The sequence below is a fragment of the Natrialba aegyptia DSM 13077 genome (genome assembly GCF_000337535.1).
Taxonomy (GTDB): domain Archaea; phylum Halobacteriota; class Halobacteria; order Halobacteriales; family Natrialbaceae; genus Natrialba; species Natrialba aegyptia.
Map to the genome: position 1 here is coordinate 1 of NZ_AOIP01000032.1, position 20,435 is coordinate 20,435.

The 20,435-nt window shown below is 64.7% G+C and carries 19 protein-coding genes and 1 tRNA gene; 10 read left to right on the forward strand and 10 right to left on the reverse strand.

Going from position 1 to position 20,435, the window contains the following annotated elements; all coding sequences use genetic code 11:
- The coding region (locus tag C480_RS14025) for an ABC transporter substrate-binding protein (RefSeq protein WP_006666274.1) at window positions 1-1,476 on the forward strand (1,476 nt) is incomplete at its 5' end.
- 19 nt (window positions 1,477-1,495) lie between these two features.
- Here the strand turns inward: C480_RS14025 and C480_RS14030 are convergent.
- The 3 genes from C480_RS14030 to C480_RS14040 all read right to left on the reverse strand — a co-directional run bounded on the left by C480_RS14030 (window position 1,496) and on the right by C480_RS14040 (window position 3,920).
- Window positions 1,496-2,176, reverse strand: a complete 681-nt coding sequence (locus tag C480_RS14030) for a class I SAM-dependent methyltransferase (RefSeq protein ID WP_006666275.1) — start codon at window positions 2,174-2,176, stop codon at window positions 1,496-1,498.
- 315 nt (window positions 2,177-2,491) lie between these two features.
- Window positions 2,492-3,187, reverse strand: a complete 696-nt coding sequence (locus C480_RS14035; protein WP_006666276.1) for a creatininase family protein — start codon at window positions 3,185-3,187, stop codon at window positions 2,492-2,494.
- Window positions 3,188-3,239: 52 nt separating this feature from the next.
- Window positions 3,240-3,920: a class I SAM-dependent methyltransferase gene (locus C480_RS14040; protein WP_006666277.1), complete on the reverse strand. Its 681-nt coding sequence runs from the start codon at window positions 3,918-3,920 to the stop codon at window positions 3,240-3,242.
- Between the two features lie 715 nt (window positions 3,921-4,635).
- On the opposite strand from C480_RS14040, the gene ppc reads away from it, so the two are divergent.
- Complete coding sequence (ppc, locus tag C480_RS14045) at window positions 4,636-7,326, forward strand: phosphoenolpyruvate carboxylase (RefSeq protein WP_006666278.1); 2,691 nt, start codon at window positions 4,636-4,638, stop codon at window positions 7,324-7,326.
- Window positions 7,327-7,359: 33 nt separating this feature from the next.
- Here the strand turns inward: ppc and C480_RS14050 are convergent, their stop codons facing one another.
- Entirely contained in the window at window positions 7,360-8,328 is a 969-nt protein-coding gene (locus tag C480_RS14050; protein ID WP_006666279.1) for an AAA family ATPase, read from the reverse strand.
- A 211-nt stretch (window positions 8,329-8,539) separates the two neighbouring features.
- Between C480_RS14050 and C480_RS14055 the strand changes: the two genes are divergently transcribed.
- The 3 genes from C480_RS14055 (at window position 8,540) to C480_RS14065 (ending at window position 10,715) form a co-directional block, all read left to right on the forward strand.
- A tRNA-Ser gene (locus tag C480_RS14055) sits at window positions 8,540-8,624 on the forward strand.
- A gap of 230 nt (window positions 8,625-8,854) precedes the next feature.
- Complete coding sequence (locus C480_RS14060) at window positions 8,855-10,456, forward strand: 4Fe-4S ferredoxin N-terminal domain-containing protein (protein ID WP_006666280.1); 1,602 nt, start codon at window positions 8,855-8,857, stop codon at window positions 10,454-10,456.
- Between the two features lie 55 nt (window positions 10,457-10,511).
- Entirely contained in the window at window positions 10,512-10,715 is a 204-nt protein-coding gene (locus tag C480_RS14065) for a hypothetical protein (protein WP_006666281.1), read from the forward strand.
- Between the two features lie 142 nt (window positions 10,716-10,857).
- Here C480_RS14065 and C480_RS14070 read toward each other — a convergent pair whose 3' ends face one another.
- Both C480_RS14070 and C480_RS14075 read right to left on the reverse strand, forming a co-directional pair.
- A complete protein-coding gene (locus C480_RS14070; RefSeq protein ID WP_006666282.1) occupies window positions 10,858-12,387 on the reverse strand; it encodes a (R)-citramalate synthase in 1,530 nt (509 codons plus the stop codon).
- Window positions 12,388-12,612: 225 nt separating this feature from the next.
- The gene (locus C480_RS14075) at window positions 12,613-12,969 is read right to left on the reverse strand and encodes a DUF192 domain-containing protein (protein ID WP_006666283.1); all 357 of its coding nucleotides are present in this window, start codon (window positions 12,967-12,969) and stop codon (window positions 12,613-12,615) included.
- Between the two features lie 193 nt (window positions 12,970-13,162).
- Here C480_RS14075 and C480_RS14080 point away from each other — a divergent pair, with 193 nt between their 5' ends.
- Together C480_RS14080 and C480_RS14085 are read left to right on the forward strand one after the other, a co-directional pair.
- Entirely contained in the window at window positions 13,163-13,750 is a 588-nt protein-coding gene (locus tag C480_RS14080) for a DUF7097 family protein (RefSeq protein ID WP_006666284.1), read from the forward strand.
- An 86-nt stretch (window positions 13,751-13,836) separates the two neighbouring features.
- Window positions 13,837-15,027 (forward strand): saccharopine dehydrogenase family protein, encoded by a 1,191-nt coding sequence (locus C480_RS14085; RefSeq protein WP_006666285.1) that lies wholly within the window; start codon window positions 13,837-13,839, stop codon window positions 15,025-15,027.
- Between the two features lie 30 nt (window positions 15,028-15,057).
- Here the strand turns inward: C480_RS14085 and C480_RS14090 are convergent, their stop codons facing one another.
- From C480_RS14090 to C480_RS14100, 3 genes are all read right to left on the reverse strand, one after another.
- On the reverse strand, window positions 15,058-16,227 hold the full coding sequence (locus C480_RS14090; RefSeq protein ID WP_006666286.1) for a zinc-dependent alcohol dehydrogenase: 1,170 nt from the start codon (window positions 16,225-16,227) through the stop codon (window positions 15,058-15,060).
- A 2-nt stretch (window positions 16,228-16,229) separates the two neighbouring features.
- Entirely contained in the window at window positions 16,230-17,063 is an 834-nt protein-coding gene (locus C480_RS14095) for a YgaP-like transmembrane domain (RefSeq protein ID WP_006666287.1), read from the reverse strand.
- A 270-nt stretch (window positions 17,064-17,333) separates the two neighbouring features.
- Window positions 17,334-17,531: a DUF5800 family protein gene (locus tag C480_RS14100; RefSeq protein ID WP_006666288.1), complete on the reverse strand. Its 198-nt coding sequence runs from the start codon at window positions 17,529-17,531 to the stop codon at window positions 17,334-17,336.
- A 162-nt stretch (window positions 17,532-17,693) separates the two neighbouring features.
- Between C480_RS14100 and C480_RS14105 the strand changes: the two genes are divergently transcribed.
- The 3 genes from C480_RS14105 to C480_RS14115 all read left to right on the forward strand — a co-directional run bounded on the left by C480_RS14105 (window position 17,694) and on the right by C480_RS14115 (window position 19,669).
- On the forward strand, window positions 17,694-18,557 hold the full coding sequence (locus tag C480_RS14105) for a polymer-forming cytoskeletal protein (RefSeq protein ID WP_006666289.1): 864 nt from the start codon (window positions 17,694-17,696) through the stop codon (window positions 18,555-18,557).
- Between the two features lie 71 nt (window positions 18,558-18,628).
- On the forward strand, window positions 18,629-19,270 hold the full coding sequence (locus tag C480_RS14110; RefSeq protein WP_006666290.1) for a helix-turn-helix domain-containing protein: 642 nt from the start codon (window positions 18,629-18,631) through the stop codon (window positions 19,268-19,270).
- A 54-nt stretch (window positions 19,271-19,324) separates the two neighbouring features.
- Window positions 19,325-19,669, forward strand: a complete 345-nt coding sequence (locus C480_RS14115) for a HalOD1 output domain-containing protein (protein ID WP_006666291.1) — start codon at window positions 19,325-19,327, stop codon at window positions 19,667-19,669.
- Window positions 19,670-19,759: 90 nt separating this feature from the next.
- Here the strand turns inward: C480_RS14115 and phoU are convergent, their stop codons facing one another.
- Window positions 19,760-20,431: a phosphate signaling complex protein PhoU gene (gene phoU, locus C480_RS14120; protein WP_006666292.1), complete on the reverse strand. Its 672-nt coding sequence runs from the start codon at window positions 20,429-20,431 to the stop codon at window positions 19,760-19,762.
- Window positions 20,432-20,435: the final 4 nt, after the last annotated feature.

The following is a 20,435-nucleotide window of genomic DNA, read 5'->3' on the forward strand; positions in this document are numbered from 1 at the left end:
CTCGCCGTTGCGGGGTGTCTGGCGAACGATGCAAACAGGGCCGACTTTCGAATCGGTAGCCCGTGGAAACCGAACCGGGACCCGCTCGACGGCGGCAGCACGATCCGCCGGCTCGGAATCACCGAGGGACTGGTCGGCGTCGATTACGACGCGTCGCCCGCGCCCGAACTGGCGACCGACTGGGAGCGACGCGGCGACCGGGAGTGGGAGTTCACGCTTCGAGAGGACGTTACGTTTCACGACGGAGAGGCGTTCGACGCGACGACCGCCGTCGACTCGCTCACCCGAACCGTCGACGCGCCCGCATTCGAGGACGTTCCGATCGACGCCGTCGAGGCGGTCGACGAGACGACCGTCACCGTCACAACCGAAACGCCGTTCGCGCCGTTGCCGGCTCACCTCTCGCGTAACGAGGCGGTGATCCTCAGCCCCCGCGCCGTCGACGACGACGGGTCGGTCACCGAGACGATCAGTACCGGACCGTTCGCCGTCGAATCGTTCAACCCCAACACTGAGATCCTGACCGCCCGCAACGACGACTACTACGGGCAGGTTCCGGCCCTCGAGTCGGTTCGCTACGAGGTCGTCGACGACGATCAGACGCGCCGGATGAAACTCGAGAACGGCGAACTCGAGATGGCGCGAATCCTCCCGCACGAAACGGTCGACGCGCTCGAATCGACCGGCGGGATCGACGTCTACACGCCACCGATTCCGCGAATTCGATTCCTCGCGTTCGATACGGATTCGGAACCGTTCGACGACCGGCGAGTTCGGCAGGCCGTGTCCCTTGCGATAGACAGGAAGACGATCACCGAGTCGCTCCTGGACGGGCTCGTCGAGCCCGCAGTCGGGCCGTTTTCGCCGTCGATCACCGAGTGGGCGAATCCGGATCTGGAGTCGAATCCCTACGATCCGGACCGGGCCCGGACACTGCTCGACGATGCCGGATGGACCGGAACCGCCGGCGAGACCAGGACGCGCGACGGTGTCGAACTGTCCGTCGAATTTCTCACCTTCGACGCCAGAAGCCTTCCCCTGATCGCCGAGGTGATGCAAGATCACCTCGCTGCGGTCGGCATCAGCGTCGACGTGCAAACGCTCGAGTACAGCGCGATGATCGATCGGGTCACTCAGCGGTCGTTCGACGCCTACTTCACGTCGTGGGGAACGCTTTGGTATCCCGATCCGGACCGACTCGCGGAGCTGTACCACTCGACGGCCTCGTCGATACCCCACGGCTATGGGAACGATCGCGTCGATACGCTGCTCGAAGACGCACGAGAACTCGACGAGCGCGGGGCGCGACGGGAACGCTATCGCGAGGTCCAGTCGATCGTCGTCGAAGACGCGCCGATCGTCGTCGTGACCAACGACACGAACGTCATCGCGACCGGGGACGATGTCCGTGGCTACGAACCTCACCCGACGGAATTGCACTACGGGCTCGAGGCGATTTCGATGGACAGCGAGTGAACGCGGGGCATTCGTCTCCTCATTCGGACACGTCGACGGCCACGAGATACAGTTCCTGCTCCGGCTCTTCCCCCCAGAGCACCGGCTCCGACAGCGGTTCGCACTCGACGGCGTCGAATCCCTCCTCCCTGAGAAACGCAGTCAATTCCCCGCGCGGACGACCGTCGTACAGCGGTAGGTCGTCGTGAATCGCCTCGTAGCCCTCGAACGGTTCCGGAAAGTCCCAGTAGCCCTCCACGAGCACGAGACGGCCGCCGGGACGAACGACCCGCTGCCACTCCTGCACCGCCGCCGCGGGCGTCGGAAGCGTCCAGATGAGGTGTCGCGCCGTCACCACGTCGTAGCCGTTCTCGGGAACTGGTAACTGCTCGGCATCTCCGACGCTGAACTCGATCGACAGTCCCGCCCGCTGTGCCTTCTCTCGAGCGCGGCCGAGCATTTCGGGCGAGAGGTCGATTCCCGTCACGTCGTGTCCAGCCGCCGCCAACAGCACCGAGAGCGTCCCCGTCCCGCAGCCGAGATCGAGGACGGATCGGGACCGCTCGCCAACCCACGGACGGAGAACGGACAGCCACGCCTCGCGCTGCTCGTCGGCGTGGACGCCGGAAATGCCGTCGTCGTCGTACGACTCGGCCCGTCCGTTCCAGTACTGTTGGACGACCGCTTTGACCGGTTCGTCGGGTCGCTCCGACCGCGTCATGACCGATCACCGTCAATCGACCGCGGGAGTTGCCCCGTTCGTTTCGGGTGCCGACGACACCGCGCGTATCGAACCATGCTCACGACTCCGTCACGCTCCACTAACTGCATTTCGTCACATACGGCCGAGCGCGAACCGGTTCGGTCGAAACCGCCCCTCCCACACCGCTTCCGTACTGCTCCCCTCACACTGATTCCGTACCGCACCCACCACACGCTCCCGTATTGCCCTCACCCCCTACCGCTCCTGTTGCCGCCTTCACGCTCACCTGTGCCCGCTTGACCGCCCTCACTGCCGACTCCACCGCTCCCCGCCCTACTGCACGCGCCCCAAAAACGACACGAGCGCATCAACGACCGCTACAAACACTTCTTCGCCCTGTTCCGAACTCGCGTTCGTCGCATCACCGACCGCGCCGTTCTCGCTGAACTCGTCGGTGAACTCGTGGAGAACCCCGCCGTCGACCGTGCTCGCCCACGTCGTTGCGTCCCCAGCGACCGGATCATCGACATCATCCGGACAGAGATGAAGGAGAACCGACGTCTCGAGTTCACCGGCGTGTCCGACGTGGTCGTCGAGAGCGCGCATCCATTCCCAGCGGTACGCGGTGAGATCGGTCGCATCCGACTCGGTCACCTCTCGAGCCAGGTGTGAGAGCGTCTCGCCGTTTCCGCCGTGTCCGTTGACGAATACGACCGTGTCGATGCTCGAACAGGACTTCGCCAGCGAGTCGACGATATCGCGGGCGTAGCGGCGAAGCGTCTCCGGCGAGATCGACAGGGTTCCGGGGAAGCGGCCGTGGTAGGGTGCGATTCCGACGGGAATCGGCGGGAGCACGACTGACGTACCGTCCCACTCTCGGTCGGCCGCAGCGGCGATCGCACGGGCGATGATCGTATCGGTTCCGACCGGTGCGTGCGGACCGTGTTGCTCCGTGCTGCCGACGGGAACGAGCGCCGCCGTCGGTGCTTCGTCTTCGATCTCCGGCCACGAACTTGTCTCTAGGTGCATCGGTCTGATTCGTTGAACCGCAATCGGAATACGAGCGACGGTTTCCGATCGCTCATCGTGGAACGGTACCGACCGCGATATACTGATCATAGTTCGGCTCGTCGCCCCAAAGCACCGAATCCATCAGGGGTTCGTACTCGACGGCCTCGAGTCCGTGCTCCGCGAGGAACGCGGCCAACTCCGCGGGCGGACGACCGTCGTACAGCGGCAGGTCGTCGTGAATCGCCTCGTAGCCCTCGAACGGCTCCGGGAAATCCCAGTGGCCCTCGATGAGCGCAATGTGACCGCCGGGACGGACAACTCGCTGCCACTCCCGGATCGCGCTCGCGGGCGTCGGAAGCGTCCAGATGAGATGCCGGCCCGTCACCAGATCGAACTCGTTTTCGGGCTCGTCCAGATCCTCCGCGTCTCCCGCATAGAACTCGGGCGATACCTCGGCCTGACGGGCTTTCTCCTTCGCTCGCTCGAGCATCTCGGTCGAAACATCGACTCCCGTCACGTCGTGGCCGAGTTCAGCGAGCAATAACGAGATGACGCCGGTCCCGCAGCCGAGATCGAGTATCTGCTGTGGGGGCTCACCCGTCAACGTGCGCAGAACCGAGAGCCACGCCTCGCGTTGCTCGGTGTCATGGATGGCGTGGTGGCTGTCGTCGTCGTACGTCTCGGCGCGATCGTTCCAGTACGTTTGCACGTGCGCTTTGATATCCTCCGCGGACGGGTCGGAGCCGGGCATTATCGGGCACCCCGGATTCGCTCGGTGGACATCCCGCCGCGAGTTCCGCGCGAGCGCAACGGTGTGAGATTTGCGTCTGCGCTCCGTCGGTTATCGGCTCCGTCTCCCCCGACATCGGAACTACTGCATCTGCTGTCGGGCCTCACTGCGACATCGTTCCTCCGAGCCGCAGCGGCATCGTCCGTTCGCGCGTTCTGGCGGGCGTCTCCCGGCCGGTTCCGTCCGCCGTCGTCGCCCGTCGTGAGTGAACTCGTCGTTCGAGGCATGTGTTATTAATACTGAAGCCGGTATTATTTATAATTCCGTATACGGTGACCAGCCGTCGTCTCGCCGGTCGTGTTGGGAGCCGCTACGCGGACTTTCGCGACCGTTGCCCAGCGGGCCGATGAATATGCTCGTTTCGATCTCGCCGCTTAGACGGAAGTTCAGAACTAATAAGGTATAAATAATTTCAATATTTCCTAACTTTGAATGGTGGTATCCCATATTTATAAAAGGATATAAGGGACATGGTGGGGTATACTAACATCAGTTGTAGTAAATACTGACTCTATTTCGGCCGAATAGCGGCACTACAAACCCGATGACGATTCACCGGCACGATTCGACCGGTTCCTTTCGTCCGGTATCGCTGATAACTATCATCGAAAACGATGTATATGGCCGGCTGAGCACCTGCAAGGATTTTTTACCGTTCAACTCACACCCCTATGATATGCGACTACACAACAGGGAAGTCCGGCAGGATGTCCGGGAACTCGGCACCCTACTCGGCGACATCCTCGAGGAGCAGACCTCACGCCAGGCCTTCGAAACGGTCGAGTCGTGTCGCCAAGCAGCCATCGATTACCGCGCGGGCGAACTCGACTCAAGAGAGTCACTCATCACCGAACTCGAAGGACTCTCACCCCACCAACAACGGATCGTTGCCCGCGCGTTTACGACGTACTTCGAGCTCATCAATCTGGCCGAGGAGCGCGAACGAGTTCGGTCGATCCGAACCGATTCCCAGGAGGGGGCGCTCGCGGACAGTCTCGAGACGGCGGCGGCTGAACTCGGAGACGAAGATATCGAGACGGTACGGCGGGTTCTCGAGGACGTCCTGATCGAGCCGACGTTTACGGCGCACCCGACGGAAGCGCGGCGGAAAACGGTCAAGTCGAAGCTTCGGACGATTGCGACGGCGCTCGAAACCTTAGACGAACGGTTGCTCACCGACAAGGAGAAACGACAGGTCTGGAAGGATGTCGACTCCGAGGTGACGAGTCTCTGGCAGACGCCGCAGGTTCGAAACCGGCAGCCGGAACCGGAAGACGAGGCGCGAAACGTGCAGTGGTATCTGCAGAATACGCTGTTCGACGTGGTCGGCGAGATCTACGACGAGTTCGCCGACGCGATCGACGAGGAGGTCGCGGGCGATCTCGATATTCCGAAGCTGTTCGAGTTCAGGTCGTGGGCGGGAAGCGATCGCGACGGAAACCCGTACGTGACCCCGGAGGTAACGGCGACGACGCTCGAACGGCAGCGCTCGGTCGTGCTCGAGCGCTACCGCGAGCAACTCAAGCGACTGTCGGGGGTGCTGAGCCAGGACGGCAGTCGGATCGACACCGGACCGGAGTTCCAGGCTGAACTCGAGGCGGACCGAGAGCGGGTGCCGGGGAGTGCCGAGACCGCGGCAGAGCGGTATCCGGGCGAGCCGTACCGCCAGAAGCTCAAGTTGATGCGAGAGCGACTGGATCGCGTCGGCGATGTGCGGCCGGGTGGGTACGACGACGCCGAGGAATTGCGGTCGGATCTGACGGTGATCGCATCGAGCCTCAGGGATAACGGTGCGGAGAGCGTGGTCGATGCCCACGTCGATCCGATTCGCCGACAGGTCGCGACGTTCAGCTTCTCGCTCGCGAGTCTGGACCTGCGCGATCACCAGCAGAAACACACTGACGCGATCGCGGAGGCACTGGAAGCGGAGGGCGTCGATTACCACGGCCTTTCGGAGGACGAGCGCGTCGAGTTGCTGACCGACGCGATCTTGCAGGACGAGCCGGTGATCGACCTGACGGCGACTGCCGACCTCTCGGACGATTCCGCTCGCGTCCTCCGCCTGTTCGACCGGCTCGCGGACTGGCAGACCGAGTACGGCGTCGAGGCGATCGACACCTACTGCATCTCGATGACCGAGGAACCGAGTCACGTCCTCGAAGTCCTGTTCCTGGCCGATCAGTCGGGCGTCATCTCTCTGCCCGAACACTGCGGGATCGATATCGTGCCGCTGCTCGAAACCGAGTACGCGCTCTCGGGCGCACGCCGAATCATGGGTTCGCTTTTCGAAAACGAGGCCTACGCGCAGGCGCTCGAAGCGCGCGGACGCACGCAGGAGATCATGCTCGGCTACTCGGACTCGAACAAGGAAAACGGCTTCCTGGCGGCGAACTGGTCGCTGTACAAGAACCAGCGCCGACTCGGGGAGATCTGCGACGACCACGACGTGACGATGCGGCTGTTCCACGGCCGCGGCGGGTCGATCTCGCGCGGCGGCGGCCCGATGAACGAGGCGTTGCTCGCGCTGCCAAACAGCACCGTGACGGGCCAGGTCAAGTTCACCGAGCAGGGCGAGGCGATCGCCGAGAAGTACGCCAACCCCCGCATCGCCGAGCGCAACATCGAACAGATGCTCAACGCACAGCTTCGGGCGCGTCTCTACGCGGAAGACCAGCCCGAAGAGGAGGTCCGCGAGGAGTGGGTCGACGCCATGGAGACCATGGCCGATGTCGCCCGCCGGGAGTACCGCGACCTGCTCGAGAGCAACGGCTTCGTCCAGTACTTCGAACAGGCGACGCCGATCACCGTCATCGAGGACCTCGACCTGGGATCCCGTCCCGCCTCTCGCTCCGGCGAGCGGACCGTCGAGGATCTGCGGGCGATTCCGTGGGTATTCTCCTGGACTCAATCGCGGTGTATCCTACCCGGCTGGTACGCCATCGCAACCGGGATCGACGCGTACCTCGACGACGGCGGCGACGTGGAAACCCTCCAGGAGATGTACGAGTCGTGGCCGTTCTTCCGGACGACGCTCGACAACGCCGCACTCTCGCTCTCTCGCACCGAACCCGAAATCGCAGCCCAGTACGCTGAACTCGCGGACGAGGATCTCCGCGAGCAGTTCTTCCCGCGACTGCTCGACGAGTACGAGCGAGCGGCCGACCTGATCACGCAAATCGGCCAACGTGAGCAACTGCACACCCGCGACTGGCTGGGCGAAAACCTGGAGCGACGAAACCCCTACGTCGATCCGCTGAACCTGCTCCAGACGTACCTGCTCGATCGCTCGCACCGGACGGACATCGAAGAGCGAACGCTCCGATTGACGGTCAAAGGGATCGCTGCCGGGATGAAAAACACCGGATAACACCGGATAACGGCGCGACTGAGAGTCGGTCGGCTACGCGTTCTGGTCCGGTGCCTCGACCGTCGGGACCGGAACGGACTCGAGGACGCCGTCGACGACCTGCGATTTGTCGACGCCGTTGACGGTCGCGTCCGGCGTCAGTACGAGCCGATGGGCGAGCACCGACCGGGCAACGCGCTTGATGTCGTCCGGTGTGACGTACGACCGTCCGGTAATCGCCGCGTAGGCCCGCGCCGCCTCGAACAACCGCTGTGTGCCACGCGGTGAGACGCCCACCTCGACGCGACCGTCGCTTCGCGTCTCGCGGGCGAGCGCCGCAATGTACTCCAGTAAGTCCTCGTCAACCCGAATCGTTTCCGGAGCCCGACGGAGCTGTTCGACCTGCTCGGGTTCGAGCACCCGTTCGACGGACGGACTCGTCGTCTCCCGATCCGCGCGCCGCCGCAAGAGTTCGACTTCGCCGGCCTCGTCGGGGTATCCCATCGACGTTTTGACGAGGAATCGATCGACCTGGGCTTCCGGAAGCGGGAAGGTCCCCTCCTGTTCGACCGGATTCTGGGTGGCAATCACGATAAAGGGGTCGGGGAGCTGACGGGTTTCGCCGTCGACGGTGACCTGTCCTTCTTCCATGGCCTCGAGCAGCGCAGCCTGGGTCTTCGGCGGGGCGCGATTGATTTCGTCTGCGAGGACGACGTTCGCGAAGATCGGGCCCTTGTTGAACTCGAAGGTGCGTTCGCGTTCGTTGAAGATGTGCGTGCCGGTGACGTCCGCGGGGAGTAAGTCGGGCGTGAACTGGATGCGGGAGAACGAGAGGCCGAGTGCGGTGGCGACGCTGCGGGCGGTCAGCGTCTTGCCGGTGCCGGGAACGTCCTCGACGAGGACGTGGCCGCGACCGACGACCCCGACGAGGATGTCCTCGGGGAAGGATCGGTCGCAGATGACGGCGTCGTCGATCGTCTGGAGGACGGCCGTGCACTCGGTGCTGGCCTGGGTGACGTCCATGAAAGCGTCCTCGGCCGCTCGTGTCAAATGGTTTTCGCTCCTGGTGGCTCTACTGGACCGTGATCGCTGGAACGCGTTCGTGACCGGTTCCTCGACTGGCGTCCCCCGTTCGAGGATCGCCGACGGCGGCCAGCCGATCGGACGTGACCGATCCACAGACTCCGAGAGAGATCGAAACCGGTAAAAACGTTACCCGAGTATCAACGGATGAGCCGAGATAGCCTAGCCCGGCCAAGGCGGCAGATTCGAAATCTGCTGTCCCCACGGACTCGGGAGTTCAAATCTCCCTCTCGGCGTTTTTCGCGAGACGCTACCTCCGAGCGCCGTGTAGCGTGTGCTCGGTCTCGGATGCAACCTGCACTCGTAGCGAGCACGAGCTGTACCGGAACGCCGCTGGACGAGAGAAATGCACGCTTTGCTCGCCGTCATCTGCAGGGGACCCCATTATTCACGTCGGGCTGGTCGATATCCCTGACAATGAGTGTCATAATTCAGGGTGCGATCGGCAGCGGGGTGGGCAGCGACGATGACTGATCCAGGTGACCGGGACGAGCACGACGATCGAGCGGGCAGCGATCGAACCGATCCGGATGAGCCGGATGACTCCGCCGAGAAACGAGATCGAAAGCGAGACTCGGAGGGACCGTCGGCAGACGACACACGGCCGGACGATACACGGCCGGACGACACACAGACTGACGACACACAGACTGACGACACACAGACTGACGAGACTGACCTCGAAACCGGAGAGCTATTCCACCCGCTCGGCGAGAGCGCACAGACCGATTTCAGGGACATGCTCGAGGAGACCGAGTACGACACGGACCTCGGCATGGAGATGGCCAGAGACGCGATGCGGCTCACGAAAGGTGAACTCTCCGAGGAAGCGTTCTACGACCGGTACCACGACGAGGTCGTCGACGAGTTCGGCGAGGACGAACGGCCGATGGCCGAACGAGTCGAGGCGGCCCGCGAGGAGGGACGACTCGACCGGGCGCTGTCGCGGTTCGGCGCGGAAGACGAGTCACGGCGGGAGCTACTCACGAAGATGGGTGCAAGCGCGGGTATTTTCGGGTTCAGCGCGTGGGGGGCTTCGCACGCCGATGAGTCGGATCCGGTGGCCGGAGCGATACAAAACGAGACGGACGAAGATGGAGGAGATGACGGCGACCAAACGCAGTGGGGAATGGTTCTCGACCTCGAAACCTGTGACGGCTGTCTCTCCTGCGTGGTCGCCTGCAACGACGAGCACAACTGGAACGACGGCGCGAACTGGATGTACATCCTCGCCTACGAGGACGGCACCGTCGAATCCCCCGATGCCGACGAGTTCGAGGACACGCGGGATTTCAACTACCTGATCCGCCCCTGTCAACACTGTACCGACGCGCCGTGCGAAAAGGTCTGTCCGACGACGGCCCGCCATACCCGCGAGGACGGTGGCCTCGTTCTGACGGATTACAACGTCTGTATCGGCTGTCGGTACTGCCAGGTTGCCTGTCCCTACGGCGTCAACTACTTCCAGTGGGAGGACCCGGCGTCCGAGGCCCCCTCAGAGGATCTCGGCGAGGACATGATGTACGACGAGCGCGGCCGCTGGGTGAGTGGCCGCGGTCCGCGCGGCGTCATGGAGAAGTGCATCTTCGATCCGGCCCGCCAGGACGGCAATATGGGCGAGGACATGGTCGGCACGACCGCCTGCGAGGAGGCCTGCCCGCCCGGCGCGATCCAGTTCGGGAATATGAACGATCCCGACAGCGATCCCCAGCAGTACATCGAGAACGTTCCGCTCGCGCGAGCGCTCGAACACGACCCCGACGACGAGGAACTGCAGGAAGCCATCGCAATCGTCGAGGGCGAGGAGGAACCGGCGAGCGAGGACGACGAGGACGGCATGACCGAAGAGGACGCGATGCGACTCCTGCGCGGCGAGTACGGCGATAACACTTCGTCGTTCAAACTCCTCGAAGAGTACAACACCGACCCGAACGTCACCTACCTCGGCAACGAACCCGGATCCGAGGCCGAACAGGTCGAGGGCCCGGTCGCCTACGACGATGTCAATCTGGTCGATAACCGGATGAACGAAACCGAAGAGCGCACCTTCGGCGGCCTCGAGTTATAGCGAGCGCCGAATACGGGGCGTTCATAACGCTGCACACGAACGAGTTCACATCCACATGATCAGTCGCGATCGGCTTTTTATCGGAACCCTCTGGATCGGGGTAGCTGCGCTGATGACCGTCCCCCTGTCGCTCGATTCGGGGCTCCCCAGTTCGGCCGGTGAACTCGCACAGGTGTTCGTGATCGTCCTCGCGCTCTTTCTGGCCGGTATCTACCTCCTCGATCCCTGGGGTGTGCTCAGTCGACAGCCGTTTCAGTGACTCGGGAGGGCGGATCGCTGGCTGAACTCGGTGTGTAGCACTCGACCTGTAGCATTTGTCATGGTGCTCTCGAATCGAAGCGCGGCACTCGGTTTACCGTTCACCGATTCGATCGTCCGCTGGATTCAGTCGGCTGCCGGATTCAGTCGTCCGCCGGCGTGAGCGGTTGCTGATCGACTGCGAGCAACCGATCGAGCGCGTCGACCATGGCTTCGACGCTCGCCCGCGTGATGTCCGCTTCACTGCGGGCGACGGTCACGGATCGGTCGTTTCGAACCATGGTTACCTCGACGGTCACGACGGCGTCGGTGCCGCCCGTGACGGCATCGACGTGGTAGGATTCGAGTTCAGCCGTGGCGTTCGATCCGAGCGCGTCGCGGATGGCGGAGACGGCGGCGTCGACGGGGCCGGAGCCGGTGCCGCTGGCGACGCGGTCCTCGCCGTCGACTTCGAGGCGGATGCTCGCGGTGGGAACGGAGCCGCCGCTCGTGGCGGTGAGATCGTGCAGTTCGACGACGCGCTCGCGGTCGTCGCCGGTTACGTCCTCGGCGACGGCGAGGAGGTCGGCGTCGGTGACGCGGCGGCCGCGGTCGCCGAGTTCGGTGACGCGGGTCGCGATTTCGGCGACTTCCTCGTCGCTGGCCTCGACGTCGTGTTCCTCGAGTGCGGCGGCGACGCCGGCGCGGCCGGTGTGCTTGCCGAGGGCCAGGCGTCGCTCGCGGCCGACGGTCTCGGGCGAGTAGGGCTCGTACATCTTGTCGTCTTTGAGGGTGCCGTCGGTGTGGATGCCGCTCTCGTGGGTGAAGGCGTTCTCGCCGATGACGGCCTTGTTCGGCGCGAGTTCAACGCCGGTCGCGCGGGCGGCGCGCTGGGCGAGGTCGTACAGTTCGTCGAGTTCGAGCGTTTCCACGTCGTAGACGTGCGAGAGGGCGATTGCGACCTCCTCCAGGGCGACGTTCCCGGCGCGTTCGCCGAGGCCGTTGACGGTGCAGTGGACGAGGTCCGCGCCGGCCGAGACGGCCGCGAGCGCGTTCGCGACGCCGAGACCGAGGTCGTCGTGAGTGTGGGCGCTGACGGGGCCGAGAGCGGCGAGTCGGGAGACGGCCTCGGTGGTCCGTTCGGGGCCCGTGTGGCCGACGGTGTCGGCGAAACAGAAGCGGTCCGCCCCCGCGTCGAGTGAGGTTTCGGCGAGGTCCTCGAGATAGTCAAGGTCGGCTCGGGAGCCGTCTTCGCCGATGACTTCGACCCAGAGGTCGTGGTCGGTCGCATACTCGACGAGTTCGGCCGTCGTCGCGAGGTTGTCCTCGCGGGAGGTGCCGACCTTGCCTTCGACGTGGCGGTCGCTCGAGGGGACGACGATGTGGACGCCGTCGACGGCGCACTCGAGCGCGAGGTCGATATCGGTCCGCATCCCGCGGCAGAAACTGGTGACGAGGGCGTCGAGGTCGAGGTCGGTGACCCGCGAGATTGCTCGTCGCTCACCCGCGCCGGTGCAGGCGCTGCCGGCTTCGATGACGGCGACGCCGGCGCGTTCGAGTCCCCGGGCGAGGTCGACCTTTTCGTCGGGCGAGAGGGAGACGCCGGGTGCCTGCTCGCCGTCGCGAAGCGTGGTGTCGAGTAGTCGAACGGTTCGGTCCGGGTGAATCGTCTGGTCGGGGGTGAGCGAAGTCATATCAGAATCAGGTGCAGTTTCTGTCGCGGGTTGTAGAGAAGCAGTACCACAGAGCGATGCGGTGTGACTACGTTCGCCGTAGAATTTCGCGTCCAGCCGGGTCGCCCCGACTTCCTCTATCCTCCGACGATGAGACGGAATCTCGTGCCATTGTACCTCGGTCTACCGTGGCACACCCTCTTAAACGCGCCGGTGACGGTACTATCTGCGACTGCCGCGTTCGGGCTACTCGTCCGCGAGCACGAGTTCGTCGCCGGGTTCGACCCCGTCTGCAGCCCCCGCCGGCAGTTCGAGGATCGTGTCCGCTCGCTCGCGGGCGAAGCCGAGCCACGGCCGGAGGCGTTCGACCCGCTGGACGACGCCGTCGACGACCCAGACGACATCGAGCGGCACGAAGACGAACAGCATGTGTACGTCGCGGGTGCTCGCGGAATCGAATCGGAACGCGAGGGCGAACTCGTCGGGGAGCGACCGTCGGAACATGAGCCCGCGCGTCTGGGCGAGCAGCGAGTCCGCGAGTTCGACCTGCGAGGCGAGTACCGTCGCGCCGTCGGCTGTCTCGGCGTCGTGAACGAGGTGCACGGCCGCGAATCGATGCGCAGATGGCAAAAAGACTGCCGGTTTCGGCGGCTCGGAGCGCCGTCTCGCGAGTCGTGGATGTCGTCCCGAGGGTGCGGCAGATTCCGAGTGGTTCCGAGTGGTTCCGAGCGGTTCCGAGCGATTCCGAGAGGCTCCGAGGGGTTCAAACCGATCGACACCGTGGTTCGGGTCGAGGATGGAGCGAACGCCAAACGGCACGTCCGTCGGCGTCGACGACCCCTACGAGTTCGCCGGCGTCTGCGACCATCTCACGGGTGAAGGGCAGTGTCGGTACGCCTTCGACCACTACGAGCACGACCCCGAGTTCGCTCGCGAGCGCGCCGACGAGGACTACGCCTGCCCCGTCGTCGACCCCGAGACGGACGAGACGTGGGCCGACTGTCCGCACTTTCGCTCGCGCAACCGCGACCGCGAGTGCGTCCGCTGCGGGCTCGCCGAGAAGCGCCTGACTCACGACGACGAACGGCCGTTACTCGAGGAACACCACCTGTCCTACAACGATGGCCATCGTCCATCGAGCAATCGGAACGCGACGCGTTCCGAAGACGCCGACGACGGCGAGACGCTCTCTCACGAGATTACGGTCTACCTCTGTCGCTGGTGCCACGCCAAGGTCCACAACTCGTGGGCGCGGATCACCGACGACGCCGCACCCGACCCCGAGGCGATCGCCGAACTCGAAGGACGGCGCGGCCGCGAACGCGACGAGTTCGGATTCGAATCCGCGGCGGAGCGGTACGACCGCGCCGACCGCGAGGAGTAGCCGTCCCGGGCCGATTCGCGCCGCTCACAGCGCGGGCGGCGCTCGCCGGGCCATCGTTTACCCACCGGGAAATCGGATTCGTGCGTATGTCCTCACCATCAGTCCTGCTGTACGGCTCCTACGGGTTCGTCGGAAACCTGGTCGCCCGAGAGGCGATCGACCGCGACCTCGACGTGCTCCTCGCCGGCCGCGACCGCGAGGCGCTCGCGGAGCAGGTCGACGAACTCGAGCGGCCCGGCCGCGTGTTCCCCCTCGAAGATCCGGCCGTCGTCACCGACGCGCTCGACGATGACGATGTCGACTGCGTGTTGAACTGCGCCGGCCCGTTCTCGAACACGGCGGACCCGCTCGTCGAGGGCTGTCTGCGAACCGGCACGGACTACGTCGATATCACCGGCGAAATCCCCGTTATCGAGGGTATCAGAAAGCGGGGCGACGACGCGAGCGACGCCGGCGTCACGCTCCTCCCGGCGGTCGGATTCTCGGCGGTGCCGATGGACTGCCTCGCCGCCCACCTCGCGGAGCGCCTCCCCGACGCCGACGCGCTCGAACTGGGCGTCGACTCGTTTCGCCCGCCGTCGATCGGAACGGTCAGGACGGTCATCGAAGGGATCGAGGACGGCGGTGCGATCTACCGTGACGGCCGGCTCGAACACGTTCCGGCCGCGTGGCGAACGCGGCGCATCGACTTCGGCCGCGGCAAACGCTCCGCGGTGACGATGCCGATGGGCGACGTGTCGACGGCTCACTACACGACCGGGATTCAGAACGTCTCAGTCTACGCGATCGCACCCCGGCCAGCGCGGCTCGCGTTGCAATCCCACCAGTACCTCACGCCGCTGCTCGCCGCGACGCCCGTCCGAGAGGGGATGAAGCAACTCGCGGGGCTGGTCCGCGAGGGGCCCGGCTCGTGGTCGCGAAAGCGCGGTTCGGCGTACCTCTGGGGTGAGGCGCGGGTCGAAGGTGAGGAGGAAGGTGAGGAGGGTGACGACGAGCGCGGGTCCGGAGCCGCGGACGATGCTGACGCCGATACCGAAGACACGAACGGCGGTGAGCGAGCCGTCTCCCGCCTGCAAACGCCGGACCCCTACGTCGTCACCGTCGACGCCGCCGTCGCGGCGACCGAGCGCGTCCTCGACGGTGAGACCGAGGACGGCTTCCGGACGCCGGCCGGCGCGTTCGGACCCGAGTTCGTTCTCGAACTCGAGGGCGTTGCGGGGTTCTTCGACGAGTCGACGCCCGAATCCGACTCGCCAGCGGTCGACGTACCGTCGTGAGCCGCCAGGGAGACCGGGACCGGGTCGACCTTACGGCACGAACACCGGCCGAACGCAGCCGTCTTCCTTGTGCTTGAACAGGTCGTATCCCCGCGGGGATTCCTCGAGTTCGAGTTCGTGGGTCGCCAGGTACGAGGGATCCATCTCGCCCTCGGCCGCGTACTCGAGCAGGTCCGGCACGTACCGCTGGCCGTGTTGCTGGGCCGTGCGCACGGTGAGACCCTTGTTCATGACGATTCCGAGCGGGAACTTATCCATCAGGCCGTAGACTCCCAGGATCGAGAGGGTTCCGCCCTTGCGGCAGGCGACGATGGCCTGACGGAGCGCCTCGCCGCGGTCGGTGTGTAGCTTCAGTTGCTGCTTCGCGCGGTCGTAGGCGTGAGCCGGGCCGGTGCCGTGGGCCTCCATGCCGACCGCGTCGATGCAGGCGTCCGGACCGCGCCCGCCGGTCGTGGCTTTGAGCGCGTCGACGACGCTGTCGACCGCGGTGTAGTCGATCGTCTCCGAGCCCGCCTCCCGCTCGGCGAGTCGCAGCCGCTCCGGGAACCGGTCGATCCCGATCACGCGCTCGGCACCCATGAGGGCGGCGCTCTGCTGGGCCATCAGTCCGACGCCGCCGCAGCCCCAGACGGCGACGGTGTCTCCCTCCTCGATGTCGCAGAAGTCAGCGCCCATGTAGCCCGTCGCCCAGGCATCGGAGGCGAACAGCGCCTGCTCGTCGTCGAGTTCATCGGGCACGTGAAAACAGTTCTCGTCGGCGTGGGGCACTCGGACGTACTCGGCGTGTGACCCCGCGTAGCCGCCGAAGGCGTGCGTGTAGCCGTAGATGCCGGCGGTCGTGTCGCCGAGAACGGGTTCTTGTAGCGCCGCGTTCGGGTTCGTATTGTCACAGAGCGACCAGAGATCATCCTGGCAGTAGCCACAGCTCCCGCAGCCGATGAACGAGGGGACGACGACGCGGTCCCCCTCCTCGACGCCCTCGACCTTGCGGCCGACTTTCGCGACCTCGCCCATGAACTCGTGACCGATCACGTCGCCCTCGCGCATGGTAGGGAGGTAGCCGTCGATGAAGTGCAGGTCCGACCCGCAGGCCGTCGTCATCGTCACTCGCAGGACGACATCGCGCGGGTTGACGAGTTCGGGTTCGGGCACGTCGTCGACGCGCAGATCGTTGACGTCGTGCCAGCACAGTGCGCGCATGCTCATACCAGATCACCCGCTCCGCGAGCGGAGGGGTTGGCCTCGAGCGTCGGGATTTCTCCCGTTTCGGCGAGGCTCTTGAACCGGCGGAGCGTCGTGCCGACGAGTACGTCGGGGGCGACATCGAGCCATCGCATGACCGCAGTGCCGAGTGCACCGCCGGGCGGGTCGTACTGCACTCGAAGCGTCACCTCGGTTCCGCGGTCGCCCGGTGCCGGACGGAACTCGACCGTTCCGTCGTGAGGAATCGGTGCATCCTCTATCGTCTCCCAGTGCAGGTCGTCGTCGGATCGAGTCGCGTCCGACCGGTCCCCGTCGGGCTGCTCCGTATCGGGCCGGTCCGAGACGAGTTGCGTATCCCATTCGATCGTTTGCCCGAGCGGACCGTATACGCGCCAGTTGTATCGGTCTTTGCCCCAGGTGGTCACGTCGGCGAAGTGGCCGACGAGACGCGACAACTGCTCCGGGTCCCGCCAGTACGAGACGAGTTCGTCTGCCGGCTTCCCGACGGTGATCGAGCGTTCGACCGTGGCGGAGTCAGTTCGCGGTTCGGGGTCTCGGTACTCGTTGCCCGCCGTGTTCACGCCGAGACGGCGGTACAGGTGACTGTGACCGCGCACGCCGCGGGAGACCAATGCCCCGCCGACGAGTGCCGTCGCCGCGCCGCCGAGCGAGCGTTTCCGGAGCCCGCGGACGAGGAGGATGCCGCCGAGCGCGGCGGAGCCGAGTCGGTCCCAGCGTCCGACGTTGCCGGTCGGACCGGATTCGGAACGACTCGAGGGCGTGGCCGGCTCGTCCGCTGTCGCAAGCGAGGCGTCGTTCGGCTGGGCGGTCATGGTTCCACCGTCGGGCCGGTTCTCCGCGCGAAAGCGAGTTCCGTCCCGTCCGGTCGATACGTCCGCCGCTCGTCGCCGACGTGCGCCAGTTTGACTCGTTCCATAGCGTGTCAGTCCGATACGTAATCGGGTGAACCGATCCATTGGTGATTCGGGCTGCAAGTGCAACGCTGGACGCGACGCAGGCGTGAACGTGGCAAACGGGAACGGCAAAACCCACACGGCAAAATCCACCGACGACCGGCGACCGACCGACGCGAGTTCGGCGCGCTATGCGAGAATATCGCCGACGCGGCGCGGCTCGCCCTGGAGGTTCGGCTGCTCGGCGACCATCTGCAGGACCTCGTGATCGGTCACGTCGTAGTAGGACTTCTCGACGGCTTCCTCGATGAGTTCGCGTTCGAGGCGAAACTCGGTGCCTTCGTAGACGACATCGACGCCGTCGTCGTCGAATGCAAGCGTTGTCATGGCCTGGTGTACGCGATGGGGGATGTAAAAGGAACCGAACGCGGCCACGGGCCGACGGTTCCGTCCGGACGGACCGCGATGGTGATACTCCGCTAACAGGCGTCAGACGAACGGCGGACGACGCGCGAGGTTTATTACCGGGCACTCACATTGGGTGAGAGTGTGGCCGGACACAGGGACCCGCTCGACGAACTCGTCGTTCCCGACGGGACGGAAGCCAAGGAAGTCGCCCTCGAAACCGATGGAGACGTACTGATCGGCAGTCGCTCGACCATCGAGTTCGGCGTGCGCGGTCGGAACGTCCTCGCCGGCGAGAGCGTCTCCGTCGACGGCGAGATCGAAGCCGAAGGCGACTGTCGCCTCGACATGTGGTGTGACGTTGCGGAGAACGTCCTCGTCGGCCAAGACGCCTATATCGGCGAGCGAGTGCATATCGAAGGCGAACTCAAAGTCGCCGGCGACCTGGACATCGGCGACGACGTGGACATCGAAGAGGGATTCGAAGCCAACGGCTGGATCGTCATCCGCAACCCCATGCCGACGATCGTCCTCATGTTCGTCTACCTCAAACACCTCCTCTTGATCGGCGAGGAAGACACCGCCCAGCGGCTGATCTCCGAACTCGTCGACGAGGATGCGGACGAAGACGACCCCGACACGGAGCCGCTCGTCATCCCCGGGAACGCAACGGTCGGCGACGACGCCTGGCGCGTCTCGACGCCCGCGACGATCGGCGACGACTGTCGGCTCCACGGCAACGTCCGCGCCGAAACGATCGTCGTCGGGAACGACTGCAATATCTTCGGGAGTCTCCGCGCCCGCGACGACGTAACCGTCGGCGATGGAACGCGCATCCACGGCGACCTGACGACGCGAAACGGCGACGTGACGATCACCGACGACGCGCGCATCCTCGGCGACGTGTCGTGTGCCGATCTCGAACTCGGGCCCGGCGCCGAAATCGACGGCACGATCCGGGCCGATGGCGAAATTACGATGGCGACGGGCGAGCGCGATCTCGAGTAGATTCCATTGTAGCGCCACCGCTTGCTCGTCCCACCCGAACAATCATCGGGCCACAACCTGGATACCAACCCGTGTCCCTCATCGTCGAGTTCGAACTGGAAACGCCGATCCTTCGCACCGCAGCGTCGGCGATCGAAACGTTGCGGATCGAGGAGCTCTACCGGACCGAAACCGGCGAGCCGAAACTGCTCTTCTGGGCGATGGGCGAGGAGTTCGACGCGTTCGAACGCGCACTGGGGGCCGACGACAGCGTCGATCGGTTCGCCGAACTCGAGTCGCTGGCCGAGCGACGCCTGTACAGCGTGGTCCTCTCGGAGGAGGCAACCGCGAAGCTCACCTATCCGGTCGCCGCCGAACACGACATCGGGATTCTGGACATCGTCGTTACAGAAACGACCGTCGTTCGCGCCCGCGTCCCCTCTCGAGAGGCGCTTCGTGCGTATCGCGAGGGCTGTCTCGAGCGAGACATCGGCTTTCTCGTCCGGCGAATATACCAGGAACACCGGACTGAAACCGCACAGTACGATCTGACGGCACACCAACGTGAGGCCCTCCTTACCGCCCTCGAACGCGGCTACTTCGAGGTCCCGCGGACAATCACCCTCTCGGAGGTCGCCGCCGAGCTCGATATCTCGGATCAGGCCCTCTCGGCCCGACTCCGACGCGGACAGGCGAATCTGCTCTGGAATACGCTCGCAGATGCCCTCTCTTAAAAGGTTGGCCAGTCAACGGACGGTCTTTCCCGGCTCCCGTTCGTTAGTTGATCCATGAACCAGACACCTCACAGCACTCACGCCGATGCGACCCAGCCGGCCACGAATGACGACCGGTTCGTCTACCAGGCCGACCCTGAACAACCCTTAAGCGTCGCCGTTATCTCCGCAATTGCGAACCAGGACGGCCGCGACATGATGGAAGTCGCGGACGAACTCGATCCCCTCTACAACGTGATCGACCCAGCGGCGCTCGATTCTCTGTTCGAACCCGAGCCGGGTAACGCGTCGGCCGGCTCGTCTCCCCTCGACCGTGCGGGCGGCAGCGTAACGTTCTCTTACGCCGGCCGCACCGTCACGGTCGATACGACCGGCCGCGTTGAACTCGAAGATACGTAACGAGGACCGCCGTTCAGGTTTGGATTGTTTTCGGTCTGTCGCTTGATTCGCGCTTGCTCTGTCGGTGTTTAGATCTGATTCGCGTTCGGCTCAATAGATCAGTTCGTCGTCGTTCTCGACCATGTACAGCGTCCGTGCGGCGATGTTGACGGCGTGATCGCCGACCCGTTCGAGGTCTCGAATCGTCAACAGGAGACGCGAAACGTCCTGCAGAAGCCGTTCGACCTCGTCGGGCGAATCGAGTTCACGTTCGATGAGGTCGCGGACGACGATTTCGCTCGCGCGCTCGGCGAAGTGATCGAGGTCGTCGTCGCGTTCTGCCAGTTCGCGGCAGCCGTCGGTGTCTTCGCTGTCGTAGGCGAGCATCGCGTCTTCGATCATGTCGAGGGTCATCTCGCCCATCTCCTGCACGTCGACATCGGGGAAGAGGTCGTGTCTGGCGTCGAGGGTGTACTCGCCGAGGTTGACCGCGAGATCGCCGATTCGTTCGAGGTCCGTGATGATCTTGAACGACGCGGCGATAAACCGCAGATCGCTGGCGACGGGTTGCTGGAGGGCCAGCAGTTCGATACACTGCTGTTCGAGGTCGAGGTACTGCTGGTTGACCTCGCTGTCGCCTTCGATGACCTCGCGGGCGAGATCGTTGTCCTTCTGTTCGAGGGCGTCAAGCCCCATCCGAAGGCGTTCCATGACGATCTCGCTCATGTAGAGGATATCCTCGCGAAGCGTTTCGAGTTTCTCCTGGTAGGATTGGCGGGCCATACTG

Bases quoted from the DNA above. Each gene is read 5' to 3' on its own strand.
- C480_RS14030 (WP_006666275.1), bottom strand. From the start codon at position 2,176: ATGACGCGGTCGGAGCGACCCGACGAACCGGTCAAAGCGGTCGTCCAA.
- C480_RS14035 (WP_006666276.1), bottom strand. From the start codon at position 3,187: ATGCACCTAGAGACAAGTTCGTGGCCGGAGATCGAAGACGAAGCACCG.
- C480_RS14040 (WP_006666277.1), bottom strand. From the start codon at position 3,920: ATGCCCGGCTCCGACCCGTCCGCGGAGGATATCAAAGCGCACGTGCAA.
- ppc (WP_006666278.1), top strand. From the start codon at position 4,636: ATGCGACTACACAACAGGGAAGTCCGGCAGGATGTCCGGGAACTCGGC.
- C480_RS14050 (WP_006666279.1), bottom strand. From the start codon at position 8,328: ATGGACGTCACCCAGGCCAGCACCGAGTGCACGGCCGTCCTCCAGACG.
- C480_RS14060 (WP_006666280.1), top strand. From the start codon at position 8,855: ATGACTGATCCAGGTGACCGGGACGAGCACGACGATCGAGCGGGCAGC.
- C480_RS14065 (WP_006666281.1), top strand. From the start codon at position 10,512: ATGATCAGTCGCGATCGGCTTTTTATCGGAACCCTCTGGATCGGGGTA.
- C480_RS14070 (WP_006666282.1), bottom strand. From the start codon at position 12,387: ATGACTTCGCTCACCCCCGACCAGACGATTCACCCGGACCGAACCGTT.
- C480_RS14080 (WP_006666284.1), top strand. From the start codon at position 13,163: ATGGAGCGAACGCCAAACGGCACGTCCGTCGGCGTCGACGACCCCTAC.
- C480_RS14085 (WP_006666285.1), top strand. From the start codon at position 13,837: ATGTCCTCACCATCAGTCCTGCTGTACGGCTCCTACGGGTTCGTCGGA.
- C480_RS14090 (WP_006666286.1), bottom strand. From the start codon at position 16,227: ATGCGCGCACTGTGCTGGCACGACGTCAACGATCTGCGCGTCGACGAC.
- C480_RS14095 (WP_006666287.1), bottom strand. From the start codon at position 17,063: ATGACCGCCCAGCCGAACGACGCCTCGCTTGCGACAGCGGACGAGCCG.
- C480_RS14100 (WP_006666288.1), bottom strand. From the start codon at position 17,531: ATGACAACGCTTGCATTCGACGACGACGGCGTCGATGTCGTCTACGAA.
- C480_RS14115 (WP_006666291.1), top strand. From the start codon at position 19,325: ATGAACCAGACACCTCACAGCACTCACGCCGATGCGACCCAGCCGGCC.
- phoU (WP_006666292.1), bottom strand. From the start codon at position 20,431: ATGGCCCGCCAATCCTACCAGGAGAAACTCGAAACGCTTCGCGAGGAT.